The organism is Isoptericola sp. NPDC055881 (assembly GCF_053615895.1).
Genome location: NZ_JBSHCR010000018.1, coordinates 1 through 18,268 on the forward strand (window position 1 = coordinate 1; position 18,268 = coordinate 18,268).

Sequence of the window (18,268 nt, forward strand, 5' to 3'; positions counted from 1 at the left end):
ACGAAAAGGGCGGGAATCCTCGACAGGATTCCCGCCCTTTTCGTACCCACGACGGCCTCGGGCGGTGGCCTCGGGCGACGTGCGAGGATGGGCCGGTGCCAGAGGCGGAGATCGACGTCGACGTCGCCCTGGTCCACGCCCTGCTCGCGGAGCAGCACCCCGACCTGGCCGGCCTCCCCCTGCACGTCGCGGCGAACGGCTGGGACAACGTCATGGTGCGTCTCGGCGACGACCTCGCGGTGCGGCTGCCCCGGCGAGCCCTCGCGGCGCCACTCGTGGAGCACGAGGTGCGCGCCCTCCCCGCGCTGGCCACCCGGCTGCACGCCGTGGTGCCCGACGTCGTCGTGCCGGCCCCGGTCCGCGTCGGCCGACCGAGCCCCGCGCTCCGGTACCCGTGGTCCTGGGTGGTCGTGCCCTGGGCCGCCGGGGCGAGCGGCGAGTCGACGCCCGTGGCCAGGCGCACCGCCTGGGCTCGAGAGCTCGGCCTGGTCCTCGCCGCGGTGCACGAGCCGGCTCCGCAGGACGCGCCCGCCAACCCGGTGCGCGGGGTGGCGCTGCAAGACCGGGCGGAAGCCCGGGACCCGGCGGCGATGGACGAGCGCCTCGGCCATCTTCCGGCGGACCAGCGCGGCGCCGCGCGCCACGTGTGGGACCGAGCCCTCGACGCGCCGGTCTTCGACGGCCCTCCCGTGTGGCTGCACGGCGACCCGCACCCCGCCAACCTCGTCGTGACGCCGGGGCGCGACGGGCAGCCCGACCGGCTGGCCGCCGTCGTCGACTGGGGCGACGTGACGTCCGGCGACCCGGCATCCGACCTCGGCGCGCTGTGGTTGTGCTTCGACGACGCCGGGCGCGCCGCCTGCCGGGCCACCGTCCAGGCGCAGGCACGCGACGGCCAGGGCTGGGACGACGCGACCTGGGACCGGGCGGCCGGCTGGGCGCTGCTGTACGCGACGAACCTGCTGGCCCACCCCGACCTGCACCCCCGGCTCGTGCCGATCGGACAGCACGCCCTCACCGCCCTGCTCACCGACAGGGGCTGACGTGCCCGTGGGCTCGGGCGGGCAGACTGTCCCCATGACGCCCGGCTCTCCCCCGACCACCTGGACCGACGCCGACCCCCACGCGTTCGTCGCAGCCGTGGCGCGGCCGGCGCGACGACGCGACGCCGAGACTCTCCTGGGCCTCATGGAGCGCGCGACGGGACAGCCCGCCCGCATGTTCGGTCCCTCGATCGTGGGGTTCGGCGAGTACCGGTACGCGTATGCGAGCGGCCGCACGGGGCACGCGGCCGCGGCCGGCTTCTCCCCTCGGGCGGCGGCGAGCGTCGTCTACCTCGCCGACGGCGTCGACGCGCACGCCGACGACCTCGCACGGCTCGGCCCGCACACCGCCGGCGTGGGCTGCCTGTACCTCAAGGACCTCGCCCAGGTGGACCTCGCCGTCCTGGAGGCGGTCGTGGCGTCGTCGTACGCCGCGCTCACCGGTGGGACGTACGCCCTGCGGGCCCGCGAAGGCGGCGCCTGACCGGCGATCCCGCGCGGCGCGGTCCTCAGCCGAACGTGGTGCGCGAGCCGCCCGCCGCCGCGAGCGTGGCCCGCACCGCAGCCGCTGCCCGGTCGTAGGCCGCGGCGTCCTCGAGGAGCACCGACGCCAGGTCGGCCCGGTCGAGGGCCGCGTCGATCGTGAAGACGAGCTGGTCCGCGTCGGTGCCCCCGGCCAGCTCTCCGCGCGCCACGGCCTCGCGCACCAGGCGCGCCAGGTAGGCGTCCCAGTCGCGCAGGGCGGCCACGACGGCGTCCCGGACCGGGCCCGGCGTGCGGGCGTCGAGCTCGGTCGCTGCTGCACGGAAGAAGCAGCCGCCGTCGAAGACGCGGTCGCGGGAGTAGTCCAGCCAGGCCAGGACGGTCCGCCACAGCCGGGCCAGGCCGGGATCCTCGTCGAGCGCCGGGAGCACCACCGCAGCGCGGAACACCTCGCGCGCGTGCGCGACCACGGCGAGCTGCAGGCCTTCCTTGGAGCCGAAGAGTCCCGCGATCCCGCTCTTGTTCACCGGCGCCACGGCGGCGAGCGTGCCGAACGTCAGCCCTTCGAGCCCTTCGACCGAGGCCGCCTGGACGGCACGGTCCAGGACTGCCCGGCGGGTCCTGTCGCCGCGCAGGCGGCGCCCGTCCGTGGCGGTGGCAGCTGTCACGCTCATGCAGACGAGTGTACGACCGTTCGTTCAGTGTTACTGTGCGAACGATCGTACAGTTTCCTCTCCTGGAGGTCGTCGTGCCCTACGTCCCCACCGCCGTCAGCACGAGCTTCCGCGTGCTGGCCGCCGTCGCTCCCCCGCTCGCCGTCCGGCTGGCCGCGCGCACCTTCTGGCGCTTCGGCCCGCCGACGCCGGTCCGCGCCGCCGACCGGGCCGTGCACGAACGCGCCGAGCGCGGCATGGTCCGCGTCGACGGCGAGCGTGTCGTCACCTACCGCTGGGGCGACCGGGCCGCCCCGGCGGTCCTCCTCGCCCACGGGTGGAAGAGCCGGGCCTCCCGCTTCGCGGCGCTCGTCACGGCGCTCGAGGACGCCGGCCTCGGCGTCGTCTCGTTCGACGGACTCGCGCACGGCGACTCGACCGGCCGCCGGATGTCCGCCCTCGACCACATGGCGGCGATGCGCGCCGTGCTCGACGCCGAGGGCCCCTTCACCGGCGTCGTCGGCCACTCCCTCGGTGGGCTCGCGGCGGGCCTCGCTCTCCACGACGGGTTCCCGACCGACCGCTTCGTCTCGGTGTCCGCGATGACGGGCTTCGACGCCCTGGCCGCGACCTTCCTGCGGCTCGTCGGGATGCCGGCGAGCCAGCTCGACCGGTTCTGCGACCACGTCGCCCGGACGTTCCCCGGCCAGGCTCCCGACGTCCGCGCCCGGATCGACCTCGTGACCCACCCCGTGCCGGCCAGCGTCCCGACCCTCGTCGTCCATGACGCCGACGACCGGATGTCGCTCCCCGACGGGGCCCGCCGCCTCCACGCCGCCATGCCGGGCAGCAGGCTCGTGGTCACCAGCGGTCTCGGCCACACGCGGATCCTCGACGACCCTGCCGTGCTCGACGCCGTCGTCGCCCACATCACCGCGAACGTCACCGCCCCCGTGGGCGCGACTTCCCGGCGATGACGACGACGGCGCCCCGCCCCTCCGCGCGGGAGGGACGGGGCGCCGTCGGGTGGTGCGGCGCGTCGTCAGGCGACGAGCGAGCGCAGCACGTACTGCAGGATGCCGCCGTTGCGGTAGTAGTCCGCCTCACCGGGCGTGTCGATGCGCACCACGGCGTCGAACTCGACGACGGAGCCGTCCGCCTTGGTGGCCGTCACCTTGACCGTCTCCGGGGTGGAGCCGTCGTTCAGCGCGGTGATGCCCGCGATGTCGAACGTCTCCGTGCCGTCGAGGCCGAGGGACCCGGCGTTCTCGCCGGCCGGGAACTGCAGCGGCAGCACTCCCATGCCGATGAGGTTGGAGCGGTGGATCCGCTCGAACGACTCGGTGATGACGGCCTTGACGCCCAGGAGCGCGGTGCCCTTGGCCGCCCAGTCGCGCGACGAGCCGGAGCCGTACTCCTTGCCACCGAGCACGACGAGCGGGGTGCCCTGCGCCGCGTAGTCCTGCGCCGCGTCGTAGATGGTGTCCTGGGCGTTCTTCACGAAGTTGAACGTGTAGCCGCCCTCGACACCGTCGAGGAGCTGGTTCTTGAGGCGGATGTTCGCGAACGTGCCGCGGATCATGACCTCGTGGTTGCCGCGGCGCGAGCCGTAGCTGTTGAAGTCGCGGCGACCCACGCCGTGCTCGGCCAGGTACACCCCGGCCGGGCTGTCCGCCTTGATGGAGCCGGCGGGCGAGATGTGGTCGGTCGTGACCGAGTCGCCCAGCTTGGCGAGCACCCGGGCCCCGGAGATGTCGGTGACCGGCGTCGGCTCGGCACCCATGCCCTCGAAGTACGGGGGCTTGCGCACGTAGGTCGACTCGCCGTCCCAGGCGAACGTGTCACCCTCCGGGGTCTCCAGCGCGCGCCACCGGTCGTCGCCGGTGAAGACGTCCGCGTAGTCCTTGGTGAACATGTCACGGTCGATCGACGCGTCGATCGTGGCCTGGACCTCTTCCGGCGTGGGCCAGATGTCCCGCAGGAACACGGGGTTGCCGGCCTCGTCGCGGCCCAGCGGGTCGGACTCGAAGTCGAACTCCATCGTGCCGGCGAGCGCGTAGGCGATGACCAGCGGCGGGGACGCCAGGTAGTTCATCTTCACGTCGGGGTTGATGCGACCCTCGAAGTTCCGGTTGCCGGACAGCACCGAGACGACGGAGAGGTCGTGCTCGTTGACGGCCTCCGAGATCTTCTCGTCCAGCGGGCCGGAGTTGCCGATGCAGGTGGCGCAGCCGTAGCCCACGAGGTGGAAGCCGAGCTTCTCGAGGTAGGGCCAGAGGCCGGACTTCTCGTAGTAGTTCGTCACGACCTGGGAACCGGGCGCCATCGACGTCTTGACCCACGGCTTGGACGCGAGGCCCTTCTCCACGGCCTTCTTGGCCAGGAGCGCCGCCGCGAGCATCACGGACGGGTTGGACGTGTTGGTGCACGAGGTGATCGACGCGATCGCGACGGCACCGTGGAACAGGTCGAACTCCTTGCCCTCGCTGTCCGTCACCGGCACGGTGCGGCGCACCTGGGCGTGCGTGGACGGCGAGTCGGAGGCCGGGAAGGACTCCTTCTCGGCCTCGTCCACCGAGTCGATGACCTCGGAGGCGTAGGCCGGCAGGTCACGGGCGAAGGCCGACTTGGCGTGCGAGAGCTCGATGCGGTCCTGCGGGCGCTTCGGGCCGGCGATCGACGGCACGACGGTGCCGAGGTCCAGCTCGAGGTACTCGGAGAACTTCGGCTCCACGTAGGACTCGGAGCTCGGGTCCAGCCAGAGGCCCTGCTCCTTGGCGTACGCCTCGACGAGCGCGAGCTGCTCGTCGCTGCGGCCGGTGAGGCGCAGGTAGTCGAGGGTGACGTCGTCGATCGGGAAGATCGCGGCGGTCGAGCCGAACTCGGGGCTCATGTTGCCGATGGTGGCGCGGTTGGCCAGCGGCACCTGGGCGACGCCCGCGCCGTAGAACTCGACGAACTTCCCGACCACGCCGTGCTGGCGCAGCATCTGGGTGATGGTGAGCACGACGTCGGTCGCGGTCACGCCGGCCGGGATCGAGCCCGACAGCTTGAAGCCGACGACGCGCGGGATGAGCATCGACACCGGCTGGCCCAGCATGGCCGCCTCGGCCTCGATGCCGCCGACGCCCCAGCCCAGGACGCCGAGGCCGTTGACCATCGTGGTGTGCGAGTCGGTGCCGACGCAGGTGTCCGGGTAGGCGCGCAGCACGCCGTCCACCTCACGGGTCATGACCGTGCGGGCCAGGTACTCGATGTTGACCTGGTGCACGATGCCGGTGCCCGGGGGGACGACCTTGAAGTCGTCGAACGCCGTCTGGCCCCAGCGCAGGAACTGGTAGCGCTCGTGGTTGCGCTCGTACTCGAACTCGACGTTGCGGGCGAACGCGTCCGCGCGCCCGGCCACGTCGATCTGCACCGAGTGGTCGATGACCATCTCGGCCGGGGCGAGCGGGTTGATCCGCTTCGGGTCGCCGCCGAGCTCCGCCACGGCCTCGCGCATGGTGGCGAGGTCCACGACGCAGGGCACGCCGGTGAAGTCCTGCATGATCACGCGGGCAGGCGTGAACTGGATCTCCGTGTCCGGCTGGGCGTCCGGGTCCCAGGACGCGAGGGCGCGCACGTGGTCGGCGGTGATGTTGGCACCGTCCTCGGTGCGCAGGAGGTTCTCGGCGAGGATCTTCAGGGAGTACGGGAGGCGCTCGGCGCCCTCGACGGCGGAGAGGCGGAAGATCTCGTAGGCCTTCCCGCCGACCTCCAGCGTTCCCTTCGATCCGAACGTGTCCACGCTGCTCACTGCGGCTCCTTCTGCGGGGCTGGCCGACGACGGCACCGTGCGCGCTGCGGCGCGACGGTTCCGACGCCGTGGTTCTGGGGGGCTCCGCCCAGCGTACGCCGGGCACCTGGTCAGCATAGCCCATATATCTTGACGTCAAGATATCTCGGTGTCAGGTCCCGGCGGTCGTCAGCCAGGCAGATTCCGTACACCGCACGGGAACAAGTCCCGTGGCCGGCGCGTTGTCCCCCTGCCCCGACAGGAAGGACACCCATGCCGTCGCGCACCACCACGCCCTCCTCCGAGCGCTCCTCCGACCCCGGATGTGCCGTCGCCCCGTCCGACACCACCTTGTCCGACACCCCTTCGTCCGACACCACGCCGCCGCCGCTGCCCTCGCTGGACGCGCAGGCCGAGCTCCTCCTGGCACGCGGCGTCGTGCCGGCCGAGGCCCTCTCCCCGGCGGCGCTCCGGGACGCGGCCGCTGCGCTGGGCCGGTCGGCGCCGGCCGGGTCGCTGCTCGTCGTGCACCCTCGGGTGCTGCCGCCGTCGACGCTCGCCGCGCACCTGCGCCTGCCGACCTCCGTCCGCGGACGCCCGACCGAGCGGGAGGGCTTCGTCGTGGTGGACATGGCCGACGTCGACGACTTCGGGCCCGTGCCCGCGGTGGACCTGCCGGACGCCGACGTCTACGCCGTCGTCGGCCTGGACCGTGGCGACGAGCTGGCGAACTGGTCGCCGGAAGAGGCCGAGCCGGTGATCGCGTCGCGCGGTCGCACCCCGCTCACGCTGGCGGAGGGCATGCACTGGGTGCTCCAGTCCCCCGGCGCCCTCGCCCGCAACCAGTGCTTCATGACCATCGGGTCTCGGTTACGACGACCGGACGGCACCTACGACGCCCGCACGCCAGCCGTGTGGATCTCGAACGGCACCGGGCGCGACGGCAGCGCCCGCCGCGGTGCCCCCAAGGTCGGCTGGTGCTGGTGGCGCAACCGGCACACCTGGCTGGGGTTCGCGTCGGCGGCCCACCGAGAAGCATCGAGCGTGCTGACCTGATCCTCATTCAGCGGGTTTGAGGATCAAATCAGCACGCTCGTTGCGAGGGCTGTCAGCGGTCCAGGACGGCGACGGCCTCGACGTGGTGGGTCATCGGGAACAGGTCGAACGCGCGCAGCCCGGTGAGCTCGTAGCCGTGGCCCGCGAGGTAGGCGAGGTCGCGGGCGAGCGCCGCCGGGTCGCACGCCACGTAGACGACGCGACGCGGCCCCCGGCCGGCGATGGAGTCCACGACCTTGCGGCCGGCCCCGGCACGGGGCGGGTCGAGGACGACGACGTCCGCCCCGCCCACGTCGGCCCCTGACGCGTCCCCGTCCGCGAGCACGCGGTCGACGGCACCGAGGTGCAGCTCCACCTGCGGCAGGTCGTGCGCGTTGCGGCGCGCGTCCTTGACCGCGCGCGCGTCGCCCTCGACCGCGACGACACGTCCGGAACCGCCCACCGCCGCCGCGAGCGGCACGGTGAACAGGCCGGCGCCGGAGTACAGGTCGAGCACCGTCGCGCCGTCGGGGTCGGCTCCGTGCACCGCGTCGAGCACGGCGCCGGTCAGCAGGTCGGGCGCCGCCCGGTGCACCTGCCAGAAGCCGTCCGCCGCCACCCGGTAGCGGTGCTCGGCGCCGCCGGCCCGCACCGTCTCGGCGACGGCGCGGCGGGCGTTGGGACGGGTGTCCCCGCGCCCCCGACGCCAGGGCACGTCGTCCACCAGGAGCACGGGGTCCGCGCCGTCCGCCGGGGCCACGAGCTGCAGCTGCGCGCCCGGGCGCCAGCGTCGCGTCCACACGTCCTCCGCGTCGGCGAGCGCCGCGACCTCGTCGGTCGCCAACGGCATCGCCTCCAGCGGGACGACGTCGTGCGACCGGAACCGTCGCATCCCCGCCCGCCCCTCGGCGTCGGCCACGAGGTCGACGCGGGTCCGGTACGCGAGGCCGCCGCGCTCGTCGTCGCCGGGGGCCGCCTCCACCTCGACGTCCCGCTCGAGGCGGGCGAGCCGCTGCAGCTGCTCGGCCAGCACCGCGGCCTTCCACCGACGCTGCGCCGGCAGGGCCACGTGCGCGAGCTCACCGCCCCCGACGCCGCCCGGGCCCGCCTCCGGCCAGGCGGACGGGACGCGGTCGGGCGACGGCTCCAGCACCTCGACGGCGTCGGCGCGCCAGAAGCGCGAACCGGTCTCGGTGACCCGGGCGCGCACCCGCTCGCCCGGGAGCGTGTGCCGCACGAAGACGACGCGACCGTCGAGCCGGGCGACGCAGTGGCCGCCGTGCGCGACCGGGCCCACCTCCAGGTCGACCTCGCGCCCCACCTCAGGGTCGGGAGCGGTGGTGCGGGGGCGCGGCGCAGAACGGCGAGGTCGGGGCATGGGCACCATTCTCCCCCGGGCGCGCCGGCCCGCCGACCGCCGGGGCTGTGTCGTGGCCGACGCGCGGCCACGGGTGGTCGGCCCACCGGGTGCGAGGTGCGGCTGCGCTCAGTACCTGGGTCCGCGGGGCGAGGTGCCCTCGAGGCCGGTCTGTCCGGCCGAGGACGACAGCTGCCACGGCACGGAGGCGACGACGACCCCGGGGGTGAACAGCAGGCGTCCCTTGAGCCGCAGGGCGGACTGGTTGTGCAGCAGCTGCTCCCACCAGTGGCCCACGACGTACTCGGGGATGTACACGACCACCAGGTCGCGCGGCGAGTCGCGGCGCACGGACCGCACGTACTTGAGTACGGGCCGCGTGATCTCGCGGAACGGCGAGTCCAGCACCCGCAGCGGCACGGGGAGGTCGAGGCTCTCCCAGCGCTCGCGGATCTCTGCGATGTCGTCCGGGTCCACCCCGACCGTCACGGCCTCCAGGACCGACGGCCGCGAGGCCCGCGCGTACGCGAGCGCCCGCATGGTCGGCTTGTGGATCTTGGACACGAGCACGATCGCGTGCACGCGGCTCGGCAGCGCCCGCGCACCGGCGACGTCGTCGAGGGCCAGCTCCTCGCGCACCCGCTCGTAGTGCGCGCGGATCGCCTTCATGAGGCCGAAGAGCACGCCCATGGCGAGCAGGGTGATCCAGGCCCCGTGGGTGAACTTGGTCGCCAGCACGATGACGAGCACCGTGGCGGTCATCACGAGCCCGACGCCGTTGACGACCCGGGAGCGCTGCATGCGCGAGCGCTCCTTGGGGTCGGGCTCCTTGCGCAGGGCGCGCGTCCAGTGCCGCACCATGCCCAGCTGGGACAGCGTGAACGAGACGAACACGCCCACGATGTAGAGCTGGATGAGGCGGGTGACCTGGGCGTCGAACGCGACGATGAGCACGATCGCAGCGACGGCGAGGGTGATGATGCCGTTGGAGAACGCGAGCCGGTCGCCGCGCGTGTGCAGCTGGCGTGGCAGGAACCCGTCCTTGGCCAGGATCGAGCCGAGCACCGGGAACCCGTTGAAGGCCGTGTTGGCCGCGAGCACCAGGATCAGGCCCGTGACGACGGAGATCGCCACGAACACCGGCGTGAACCCGTCGAACACGGCTCCCGCGAGCTGGCTGATGACCGGGTGCTGGTTGTAGTCGGCCGGGAGCGGCTGCCCGTCGGACGTGAGCTGGGAGTGCGCGTCCTCGACGTACTTCACGCCGGTCGCCTGCGCGAGCAGCAGGATCGAGATCATCATGGTGGCGGAGATGCCGCCCAGCAGCGCGAGGGTCGTGGCAGCGTTGCGCGACTTGGGCTTGCGGAAGGCCGGCACGCCGTTGCTGATGGCCTCGACACCCGTCAGGGCTGCACAGCCGGAGGCGAAGGCGCGCGCCAGCAGGAAGGCGCCCGCGAGCCCCGTGAGCCCCTGGTCGAAGCCGGCCTCGGGGGTGATCTCGAAGTTCGCGCTCTCGGCCATCGGGAGGTCCCCGGCGAACCAGCGGATCGCGCCGACCACGGCCAGCAGGCCGATGAGCGCCATGAAGCAGTAGGTCGGGACGGCGAAGACGGTGCCCGACTCGCGCACGCCGCGCAGGTTCATCACGGTGAGGACCACGACGACGAGCACGGCGAACAGCGCCTCGTGGCCCCGCAGGAAGGGCAGCGCGGACGCCGCGTACTGCGCACCGGAAGAGATCGACACGGCGACCGTGAGCACGTAGTCGACCAGCAGCGCCGACGCGACGCCGATGCCGGCCGACGGGCCGAGGTTCGTCGTCGCGACCTCGTAGTCCCCGCCGCCGGACGGGTAGGCGCGCACGTTCTGCCGGTACGACGAGACCACGACGAGCAGCACGACGACGACCACCAGGCCGATCCACGGCGAGATCGTGGTCGCGGCGATGCCCGCGACCGCGAGGGTCAGGAGGATCTCGTCCGGGGCGTACGCCACCGAGGACAGCGCGTCCGAGGCGAAGACGGGCAGCGCGACGCGCTTGGGCAGGAGCGTGTGCCCCAGGTTCTCGCTGCGCACGGGGCGTCCGATGAGGAGCCGTTTGGCAGCGTCCGCGATGTCCGACACGTCGAGCAATGCTATGCCCCGCGGGGCGCGTCGTCTCGCGCCGGGGCACCGCGAGGAACCCACGCCGTTCGAGGTATAGCGTTTCGCTCGTGCATTTCGTGATCATGGGCTGCGGACGCGTCGGGTCGACGCTCGCGCAGACGATCGAGTCCCACGGCCACTCGGTGGCCGTCGTCGACCAGAACCCCGAGGCGTTCCGCCGGCTGCCGGCCGGCTTCAGCGGGCAGAAGGTGACCGGCGTCGGCTTCGACCGCGACACCCTCGTCCAGGCCGGCATCGAGGACACCTACGCGTTCGCCGCCGTCTCGGACGGTGACAACTCGAACGTGCTCGCCGCGCGCGTCGCCCGCGAGACGTACGGCGTCGAGAACGTCGTGGCCCGCATCTACGACCCGCAGCGGGCCGAGATCTACCAGCGCCTCGGCATCCCCACCGTCGCGACGGTGCGCTGGACGGCCGACCAGGTGCTGCGCCGGATGCTGCCGCTCGGCGCGACCGACGAGTACCGCGACCCGTCCGGGCAGGTGCGCCTCGCCCAGATCGACTACCACCCCGCCTGGGCGGGCACGACCGTGCACCGCATCGAGGAGGCCACCGGCGCCCGCGTCGCGTTCCTCTCCCGGTACACGGACGGCGTCCTGCCCACGGCCTCGTCGGTGCTGCAGGACAACGACGTGCTGCACGTGCTCATGCGCGCCGACGACGCCGCCACGGTCGAGCGGGTCCTCACCCACGAGCCGCAGCAGGGGGACAGCTGATGCGCGTCGTCGTCGCCGGTGCCGGGTCGGTGGGCCGGTCCATCGCCCGTGAGCTGCTCTCGCACGACCACGAGGTCGTGCTCATCGACCGGAACCCGGCCGCCATGCGTGTGGCCCAGGTGCCCGAGGCGGACTGGCTCCTCGCCGACGCGTGCGAGCTGTCCTCGCTCGAGGCCACCGACGTGGCCAGCGCGGACGTCGTCGTCGGCGCCACCGGCGACGACAAGGCGAACCTCGTCTTCTCGCTGCTGTGCAAGACGGAGTTCGGCGTGCCCCGCACCGTCGCCCGTGTCAACAACCCCAAGAACGAGTGGATGTTCGACGGCTCGTGGGGCGTGGACGTCGCCGTGTCGACACCGCGGATCATGACGGCCATGGTCGAGGAGGCCGTGGCCGTGGGCGACCTGGTGCGCATCTTCACGTTCCACCAGTCCGGCGCCGACATCGTCGAGGTGACGCTGCCGACCGACTCTCCGCTCGTCGGTGCCCGGGTCGGCTCGGTGGGCTGGCCGACCGACACGGTGCTGGCGTGCGTCGTGCGGGGGTCGCAGCCGCTCGCGCCGACGGTGGACGACACGCTCGAGGCAGGTGACGAGCTCGTGCTCGTCATGGGCAGCCAGGCGGACGAGGAGGCGCTCCAGCAGCTCCTCGCCACCGGCGGCCCGACCGTCCCCCCCATCGCGGAGGACGCACCGCTGGTGCCTCCCGAGGTCGTCGTCGACGGTCTTGACGCGTCCGTGGGCGGCGACCAGGACGACGACTAGGACGCCGGCGAGGCCGGCTCGCGGCTCCCGGCCGCGGGCTGGTCGCCGCGGCTGTCGTGCGCGCCGCGCACCACGACCCACGTGAGCCAGAGCACCAGGCCCCACAGCGGGACACCGAGGACCAGGTGGGCGGTGCCGAGCCAGCCGACGTCGCCCGAGAAGTACAGCGGCACCTTGACGAGCAGCCGCACCGCGAACAGCCCCGCCCAGAACCACGTCGCCAGGGTGTAGCGGCGCACCAGGTCCGGGTCCTTGCGCCAGACCGTCAGAGCGGCGAGCGGGCTGGGCGCGGGATCGGCCGTGGCAGGCTCGCCGGCGGCGTCGCTCCCCGGCTCCGTGGGAGCGGCCTTCTCCGCCCCCTCGTGCCCGGCGCGGGCGCGCTCGGCCGCGACGTCGGCGAACCCGCCGCGCACGGCCTCGACCACGAGGCCGACGACCGGCCAGCGCAGCGCGAGCGAGACCAGGATGGCGGCGAGGTACGCGGCGTTGGTCCACAGTCCCCAGGCGTAGAAGTCCTGAGCCTCACCGGAGCGCCACGCCCAGAACACGCCCACACCGATCCCCAGCAGCCCACCGAGAGCCTGCGTGATCGGCGTGCGCTGCGCGAGGCGCGCGACCACGGCGACCAGCGCCGCGCCGACCGACGCCACGAGCGCCCAGGTCAGCTGGGACGTGATGACGTACAGCACCACGAACACGAGGCCGGGCAGCACCGCCTCGATCACGCCGCGCACTCCGCCGACCGCCTGCGCGAAGGAGAACGACTCCCCCGCGACGGCGCGGACGCCGCGTCCGTCGGCCACCGGGCTGCGCCCGGCGGACCCGCCCGCCGCGTCGCTCACTCGCCGGCCCGCGCGCGCAGCTCGTAGCGCGGGTTGAACATCGTGCGACGTCCGTCGACGTCGCAGACCAGCCCGTCCACGCGGATCCGGCGGCCGGGGTCGATGCCGGCGATCGACCGGCGCCCGAGCCACACCAGGTCGAGCGAGCCCGAGCCGTCGTACAGCTCCGCCTCGACCGTGGGGACGCCCTCACGGGGGCGCAGCACGACCGAGCGCAGCACGCCGGCGGTGCTCGCGCGCTTGCGGTCGCTCAGCTGGGCCACAGGCGTGCAGCCGCCGCCGTAGGCGGCGGCCTCGTGCCGTTCCTCGTCGGCGGCGACCTCGTCGGCCGAGGCCAGCGCGTGGCGGACGGCGGTACGCAGGGACATCAGTACTCCAGGCGGTGGGTCATGGCCGTGTCCGGCTACCGGATCTCGGTGATCTCCGGCCCGCGGTTCAGCGGGTCGAACGACGGCGTCTGCGGCGTGGCGCTCTCCGGGCCGGCGGCCGCCTCGCCGTCCGGCGTGCCGCCCTGCCGGGCGTTCTTGGGCAGGGTGAGCGTGAGCAGGTCGCGCGGGGGGCGAGGGTTGCCGTCCCGCACCACCACGACGTTCGCGAACACGGACTCGAGCGGCCGGGCGGCCTCCGGGTCGATCGCGGCGCGTCCGGACAGGACGCCGCGCAGGAACCAGCGGGGGCCGTCGACGCCCACGAAGCGCGCGGGGCGCACGGCCGCCTGCCCGTCCGGGCCGGTCGCCGGGATGCGCGCGATGAGCTCGCGCCCGAACGTGCCCGGCACGTCGTCGACGGTGCCGCCCTGCCGCGTGATGGACGTGCCGATCTCGGTGCGCACCTCGTCCCAGATGCCCTCCGTGCGCGGCGCCGCGAACGCCTGCACCTGCAGGCCCGACCCGGCGAGGGTCGCGGAGACGCCGGTGACCTTCTGCGTCTTCTTGTCGACTTCCATGCGCAGCTCGAGGCCGGGCAGCACGGGCAACCAGATGGCGCCCAGGTCCACGCGCGGGCCCATGCCCGTCACCTGGGAGGAGTCGAACGGTCCGCGCTCGGAGCGCTCCTGCGCGCCGCCGCCGTCACCGCCGCCGTCACCGGAGGCGGTCGTCGCTACCTCCTCGGGCGCGGTCTCGCGGGCCGCGTCGGTCTCCTTATTCGACGCGTTGCGCCGGAACAGCCCCACGGAGGATCTCCTTCTCGTCGTCCTGCTCGGCCGTCGACGGTCCGAGCGGGTCCTACTCATCTCCCACAGTAGACCGGTTCGCCGCTACGTCCGGCGGGCCTGTGGAAGCCCAGGCCCACGGGTGGTCTCAGGCCCCGGCGAAGCCACCGCTGGAGCCGAACCCGCCCTCGCCGCGGTGCGACCCCGGCAGCGAGGTCGCGACGAGGAACCGCGCGTGCTCGACGCGCTGCACCACGAGCTGCGCCACCCGGTCGCCCCGACGCAGGTGCACCGGCTCGGCGACGTCCGTGTTCAGGAGGATCACCTTGATCTCCCCCCGGTAGCCCGCGTCGATGGTGCCGGGCGCGTTCACCACCGTGACGCCGTGCTTCGCGGCCAGCCCGGAGCGCGGGTGCACGAACGCCGCGTAGCCCTCGGGCAGCGCGATCGCGACGCCCGTCGGGACCGTCACGCGGCCCTGCGGCGGGATCACCACGTCCACGGTCGTCACCAGGTCGGCGCCCGCGTCGCCCGGGTGCGCGTACGCGGGGGTCGGCGCGTCGTCGAGCAGCGTCACGAGCACGTCCACCGTGCTCGGGTCGGTGCGCGGGTCGGTGCTCGCGGGAGGGGTCACGGGCTGGGCAGCGGTGTCGGGCACCCGGGAAGCGTAGCCGAACCGCACGCGGTCACCGGGCTGCGGCGGTCCTGGGATGATGGGTCCATGAGCGAGCACCGGCCCGACCTCTCCCCCGTCACCGGCCCCGCGTTCCGCGAGCGGCTCACGCCCGGTCCGGCCGCCTGGTGCGGTGCCGTCGCCCTCGGCGTCATCACCGGCATCGCGCTGTGGCCCCTGGCCCACGTCGTCGGCGTCGTGATCGGTGCTCTGGTCGCGGCGGGCACGCTGGTCGCGCTCGTGGCGACGGCCCCGGTCATCGAGGTCGCCGACGGGCGGCTGCGCGCCGGCCGGGCCCAGGTCCCGGTGGACCTCCTGGGGGACGTCACGCCGATGGACAGCCCCGAGCAGATGCGGACCGCCCTCGGCACCGCCCTGGACGCCCGGGCGTTCGTCTGCCTGCGCGCGTGGGCGCGCACGGGCGTGCGCGTCGAGCTGGAGGACCCGCTGGACCCGACCCCGTACTGGCTGCTGTCGACTCGCCGCCCCCAGGAGCTGGCCGCGGCGCTGGGGCACTGACCGGCCCCCGCGGGGACAACGGACGCAGGGACGACGCACGCAGGGACGACGAAGGCCGTCACGTCCTCGACGTGACGGCCCGTGTCGTCCGTGCTGCTCGTCCGTGGTGCTGCGCGCCCCCGGCGCACGGTCACGCGTGCGTCAGGCAGCGCACTCCGTGCAGATCATCTGGCCGTTCTTCTCGTAGGCCAGCTGGCTGCGGTGGTGGACGAGGAAGCAGCTCGTGCAGGTGAACTCGTCGGCCTGGCGGGGCAGGACGCGAACCGCGAGCTCCTCGCCGGACAGGTCGGCGCCGGGAAGCTCGAAGCCTTCCGCGGCCTCCGTCTCGTCCTCGTCGACGACACCCGACGACTTGTCGGAACGACGCGCCTGGAGCTCCTGGATCGAGTCCTGCTCCGCGTCCTCGTCGTTCTTACGGGGGGCGTCGTAGTCGGTTGCCATCTGTGTGGTCACGCTCCGTGGTGTCGGTATCGGTACGCGCTGATAATGCTCGGTGACCGAGTTTTGTTCCCGGTCGGCCCACGGATTGTGCACCATTTCGGGCGGGCGCGCGACACCGCACGCTGTTCCCCGTGTCACAGTGCCGTCATCGGCCTCTGACCTGCGACGACACCCGCGCCGTCCTGGCGTTCTCCGCCAGCGGAAACGCACCCGCTGACGAACTTTTTCACCCCGGGAGGGGTGGGCGGCGCGGCCCGAACCCGGTCGGCGTCAGGCGTCGCCGTCCGCGCCGGCGTCCTCGAGCAACCGGGCCAGCTCGTCGACGACGGGGCGGGCACCCGCGACGGTCATCACCCGGCTCGCACCCCGTCCGCGCAGCCCGCCCAGCCACGCGCCCGCCTCCGACGCCACCAGGCCCCCGGCAGCCATGTCCCAGGGGTTCAGCCCACGCTCGTAGTACAGGTCGAGCCGGCCCTCCGCCAGGAGGCACAGGTCGATGGCCGCCGAGCCCAGGCGCCGGATGTCGCGCACCCGCGGCAGCACGTCGGCGAGCACCCGCGCCTGCTGGGCGCGCCGGGCGGCCTCGTAGCCGAACCCCGTGCCCAGGAGGGACGCGGCCAGGGACGCCGGGCGGTTCACCTGCAACGGCAGCCCGTCCCGCTCGGCACCCCCTCCGCGTGCGGCGGTCCAGGTGCGCCCGTCGACGACCGAGTGCACGCAGCCGGCGAGGGCCGTCCAGCGCTCCGGGTCGGGCGGGCCGGCGACGACCGCCACCGAGACGGCGTACGACGCGACGCCGTAGAGGTAGTTGACCGTGCCGTCGATCGGGTCGAGCACCCAGGTCAGGCCGGAGGTGCCCGGGACGTCGTCCCCCTCCTCGCCGAGGATCGCGTCGTGCGGCCGCTCCGTGGCGAGCCGCTCGCGCAGCAGCGCCTCGGACGCACGGTCCATGTCCGTGACCGGGTCGACGGCGCTCGACTTGGTCGCCGCGACCTCGACCCGGTCGGGCCGCCCGTCGCGCACCAGCGCGCCGGCCTCCAGGGCGAGCCGCCGGGCCAGGTCGCGCAGCCCCTCGACGTCGTGGTCCGCGGTCTGTCGCTCGATGTCGTGCACGCGCTACATCTTGCCCGACCGCCGCCGCCCCCACCGGGCGGTCCAGCCCGGCCCGGGGTGCGGCACCGTCCACCCGCGCGCGAGGGACATGAGGCGGAAGCCGAAGACCAGGAGCACCACGCCCAGGGCGGTCCACGCCTGCAGCGCCCCGGCGTGCCACAGGGCGGCGGTGATGCCGGCGCCGACCAGCGCGGGCACCGCGTAGAGCTGTCGGTCGGCGAACACCAGCGGCACCTCCCCCACGAGGACGTCGCGCACGATGCCGCCTCCCACCGCGGTGAGCACCCCCACGACGACGGACGCGAGCACACCGGCCCCGAGGTCGAGCGACTTGGTCGTGCCCTGCAGCACGAACAGGGACAGCGCGGCCGCGTCGAGCACGAGGACCGAGCGGCGCATGCGTTCGAGCCCGGGGTGGAAGAAGAAGATGATCACACCCGCGGCGAGCGCCGCCGCGACGAGACGCCAGCTCGAGATCCCGACCGGCGGGGTGTCGCCGATGAGCACGTCGCGCAGGATGCCTCCCCCGAGGCCCGTGACCCAGGCGAGCACGAGCACGCCGAACACGTCGAACCGCTTGCGCACGGCCGCGAGGCCGCCCGAGACGGCCGCGACGAACACGGCGACGAGCTCGACGACGGAGACCGGGCCGGAGGTGAACGCGTCCACGGGACGCCATCCTCCCAGGGGACGCGAGGGCGGGCGCGTCAATCGACGGCACACCGACGCGCCTGCGCCGTCGGGCGCCGCGCCGGTGGCACCCTCGAACCGGCGGACCCGCCCCGACGGAACGTACCCGCGGGCGACCTGTGAGGGAGGAAGCATGGCCGAGCTCGAGCTCGTGAGACTGCACGAGGACGGTGAGCGCCTGGTCCTGCGCGGCCCCGACGGCACCCAGAGCACGTTGCCCATCACGGAGGCGCTGCGCGCCGCGGTCCGGCGCGACCGGCCGCGCACGGAGGCGCTGCGCGCCCAGGCCGCGACGACGCTGCGACCTCGCGACCTGCAGGCGCGGTTGCGTGCGGGCGCCTCGGCCGAGGAGCTGGCCGAGGAGTCCGGCCTGCCCGTCGAGCACGTGCAGCGTTACGAGTGGCCCGTGGTCGCGGAGCGCGACCACGTGATCGCCCAGGTGCGCGCCCACCGGCTGCCTGGCGACGACGAGGCGACGACGCTCGGTGAGGTCGCGGACACCCGTCTGGCCGCCCGCGGCGTGCGGGCGTCCGAGGCGCACTGGTCCGCCCGGCGGGACGGCTCGGCGCCCTGGGTCGTCGAGGTGCGGTTCTCCGCCGGGGACCGCAACCGCTCCGCGCGCTGGACCTACGACCCCAAGGGCCGCGTCGTGACGCCGCTCGACGACGAGGCGCGTTGGCTCGGCCAGCCGGACGACCCGGTCTCGCCGGAGATGCTGGGCGTGCCGTCGAGCGGCGGTCGTGCGGCGGCGCCGCGCCGGCACGTCGAGGACGACACGACGGCGCTGCTGCTGGACGACCTCGCCGGTGGCCGGGGCCAGCGGCCCGGCGGCCGCCACCGCGGCC

Annotated in this window: 19 protein-coding genes; 8 read left to right on the forward strand and 11 right to left on the reverse strand. The window is 73.8% G+C overall.

The genetic code is table 11. The features are described 5' to 3' along the window. Positions 1-95: 95 nt before the first annotated feature. Both ACWGKI_RS07995 and ACWGKI_RS08000 read left to right on the forward strand, forming a co-directional pair. Entirely contained in the window at positions 96-1,043 is a 948-nt protein-coding gene (locus tag ACWGKI_RS07995) for an aminoglycoside phosphotransferase family protein (protein ID WP_452186088.1), read from the forward strand. A 34-nt stretch (positions 1,044-1,077) separates the two neighbouring features. After that, positions 1,078-1,527 (forward strand): DUF1801 domain-containing protein, encoded by a 450-nt coding sequence (locus tag ACWGKI_RS08000; RefSeq protein ID WP_452186090.1) that lies wholly within the window; start codon positions 1,078-1,080, stop codon positions 1,525-1,527. A gap of 25 nt (positions 1,528-1,552) precedes the next feature. On the opposite strand, the gene ACWGKI_RS08005 is transcribed toward ACWGKI_RS08000, so the two are convergent. Then, complete coding sequence (locus ACWGKI_RS08005) at positions 1,553-2,200, reverse strand: TetR/AcrR family transcriptional regulator (RefSeq protein ID WP_452186091.1); 648 nt, start codon at positions 2,198-2,200, stop codon at positions 1,553-1,555. A gap of 74 nt (positions 2,201-2,274) precedes the next feature. Between ACWGKI_RS08005 and ACWGKI_RS08010 the strand changes: the two genes are divergently transcribed. After that, positions 2,275-3,156 (forward strand): alpha/beta fold hydrolase, encoded by an 882-nt coding sequence (locus ACWGKI_RS08010; protein ID WP_452186093.1) that lies wholly within the window; start codon positions 2,275-2,277, stop codon positions 3,154-3,156. Between the two features lie 65 nt (positions 3,157-3,221). On the opposite strand, the gene acnA is transcribed toward ACWGKI_RS08010, so the two are convergent. Then, complete coding sequence (gene acnA / locus ACWGKI_RS08015) at positions 3,222-5,975, reverse strand: aconitate hydratase AcnA (RefSeq protein WP_452186095.1); 2,754 nt, start codon at positions 5,973-5,975, stop codon at positions 3,222-3,224. A 252-nt stretch (positions 5,976-6,227) separates the two neighbouring features. Between acnA and ACWGKI_RS08020 the strand changes: the two genes are divergently transcribed. Then, a complete protein-coding gene (locus tag ACWGKI_RS08020; RefSeq protein WP_452186097.1) occupies positions 6,228-7,010 on the forward strand; it encodes a DUF5701 family protein in 783 nt (260 codons plus the stop codon). Between the two features lie 52 nt (positions 7,011-7,062). Here the strand turns inward: ACWGKI_RS08020 and ACWGKI_RS08025 are convergent, their stop codons facing one another. Both ACWGKI_RS08025 and ACWGKI_RS08030 read right to left on the reverse strand, forming a co-directional pair. After that, on the reverse strand, positions 7,063-8,367 hold the full coding sequence (locus ACWGKI_RS08025; protein WP_452186099.1) for a class I SAM-dependent RNA methyltransferase: 1,305 nt from the start codon (positions 8,365-8,367) through the stop codon (positions 7,063-7,065). A gap of 108 nt (positions 8,368-8,475) precedes the next feature. Continuing rightward, positions 8,476-10,470 (reverse strand): APC family permease, encoded by a 1,995-nt coding sequence (locus ACWGKI_RS08030; protein ID WP_380244679.1) that lies wholly within the window; start codon positions 10,468-10,470, stop codon positions 8,476-8,478. A 104-nt stretch (positions 10,471-10,574) separates the two neighbouring features. Here ACWGKI_RS08030 and ACWGKI_RS08035 point away from each other — a divergent pair, with 104 nt between their 5' ends. Together ACWGKI_RS08035 and ACWGKI_RS08040 are read left to right on the forward strand one after the other, a co-directional pair. Then, positions 10,575-11,228: a potassium channel family protein gene (locus ACWGKI_RS08035; RefSeq protein ID WP_380244682.1), complete on the forward strand. Its 654-nt coding sequence runs from the start codon at positions 10,575-10,577 to the stop codon at positions 11,226-11,228. Beyond that, on the forward strand, positions 11,228-11,992 hold the full coding sequence (locus tag ACWGKI_RS08040) for a potassium channel family protein (protein ID WP_380244678.1): 765 nt from the start codon (positions 11,228-11,230) through the stop codon (positions 11,990-11,992). Before ACWGKI_RS08035 ends, ACWGKI_RS08040 begins: the two co-directional genes overlap by 1 nt. Here ACWGKI_RS08040 and ACWGKI_RS08045 read toward each other — a convergent pair. The 4 genes from ACWGKI_RS08045 to dut all read right to left on the reverse strand — a co-directional run bounded on the left by ACWGKI_RS08045 (position 11,989) and on the right by dut (position 14,621). Then, complete coding sequence (locus ACWGKI_RS08045; RefSeq protein WP_452186101.1) at positions 11,989-12,834, reverse strand: DUF3159 domain-containing protein; 846 nt, start codon at positions 12,832-12,834, stop codon at positions 11,989-11,991. The two genes, ACWGKI_RS08040 and ACWGKI_RS08045, sit on opposite strands and share 4 nt — an antisense overlap. Continuing rightward, positions 12,831-13,202 carry an OB-fold nucleic acid binding domain-containing protein gene (locus ACWGKI_RS08050; RefSeq protein WP_380244676.1) on the reverse strand — a complete coding sequence of 124 codons (372 nt, stop codon included), beginning with the start codon at positions 13,200-13,202 and terminating at the stop codon, positions 12,831-12,833. The genes ACWGKI_RS08045 and ACWGKI_RS08050 overlap by 4 nt, the downstream gene beginning before the upstream one ends. A 35-nt stretch (positions 13,203-13,237) precedes the next feature. After that, on the reverse strand, positions 13,238-14,008 hold the full coding sequence (locus tag ACWGKI_RS08055) for a DUF3710 domain-containing protein (RefSeq protein ID WP_452186103.1): 771 nt from the start codon (positions 14,006-14,008) through the stop codon (positions 13,238-13,240). Between the two features lie 127 nt (positions 14,009-14,135). Continuing rightward, positions 14,136-14,621: a dUTP diphosphatase gene (gene dut, locus ACWGKI_RS08060; RefSeq protein WP_380244681.1), complete on the reverse strand. Its 486-nt coding sequence runs from the start codon at positions 14,619-14,621 to the stop codon at positions 14,136-14,138. 87 nt (positions 14,622-14,708) lie between these two features. On the opposite strand from dut, the gene ACWGKI_RS08065 reads away from it, so the two are divergent. Then, on the forward strand, positions 14,709-15,179 hold the full coding sequence (locus tag ACWGKI_RS08065; RefSeq protein ID WP_380244674.1) for a DUF3093 domain-containing protein: 471 nt from the start codon (positions 14,709-14,711) through the stop codon (positions 15,177-15,179). A gap of 141 nt (positions 15,180-15,320) precedes the next feature. Here ACWGKI_RS08065 and ACWGKI_RS08070 read toward each other — a convergent pair whose 3' ends face one another. From ACWGKI_RS08070 to ACWGKI_RS08080, 3 genes are all read right to left on the reverse strand, one after another. After that, positions 15,321-15,620: a DUF4193 domain-containing protein gene (locus ACWGKI_RS08070; RefSeq protein WP_380244673.1), complete on the reverse strand. Its 300-nt coding sequence runs from the start codon at positions 15,618-15,620 to the stop codon at positions 15,321-15,323. A 270-nt stretch (positions 15,621-15,890) separates the two neighbouring features. Beyond that, positions 15,891-16,733, reverse strand: coding sequence for an inositol monophosphatase family protein (locus ACWGKI_RS08075; RefSeq protein WP_452186105.1), 843 nt, complete (start codon positions 16,731-16,733; stop codon positions 15,891-15,893). Positions 16,734-16,736: 3 nt separating this feature from the next. Then, positions 16,737-17,402: a trimeric intracellular cation channel family protein gene (locus ACWGKI_RS08080; RefSeq protein ID WP_380244671.1), complete on the reverse strand. Its 666-nt coding sequence runs from the start codon at positions 17,400-17,402 to the stop codon at positions 16,737-16,739. 154 nt (positions 17,403-17,556) lie between these two features. Here ACWGKI_RS08080 and sepH point away from each other — a divergent pair. After that, the coding region (gene sepH / locus ACWGKI_RS08085) for a septation protein SepH (protein ID WP_452186107.1) at positions 17,557-18,268 on the forward strand (712 nt) is incomplete at its 3' end.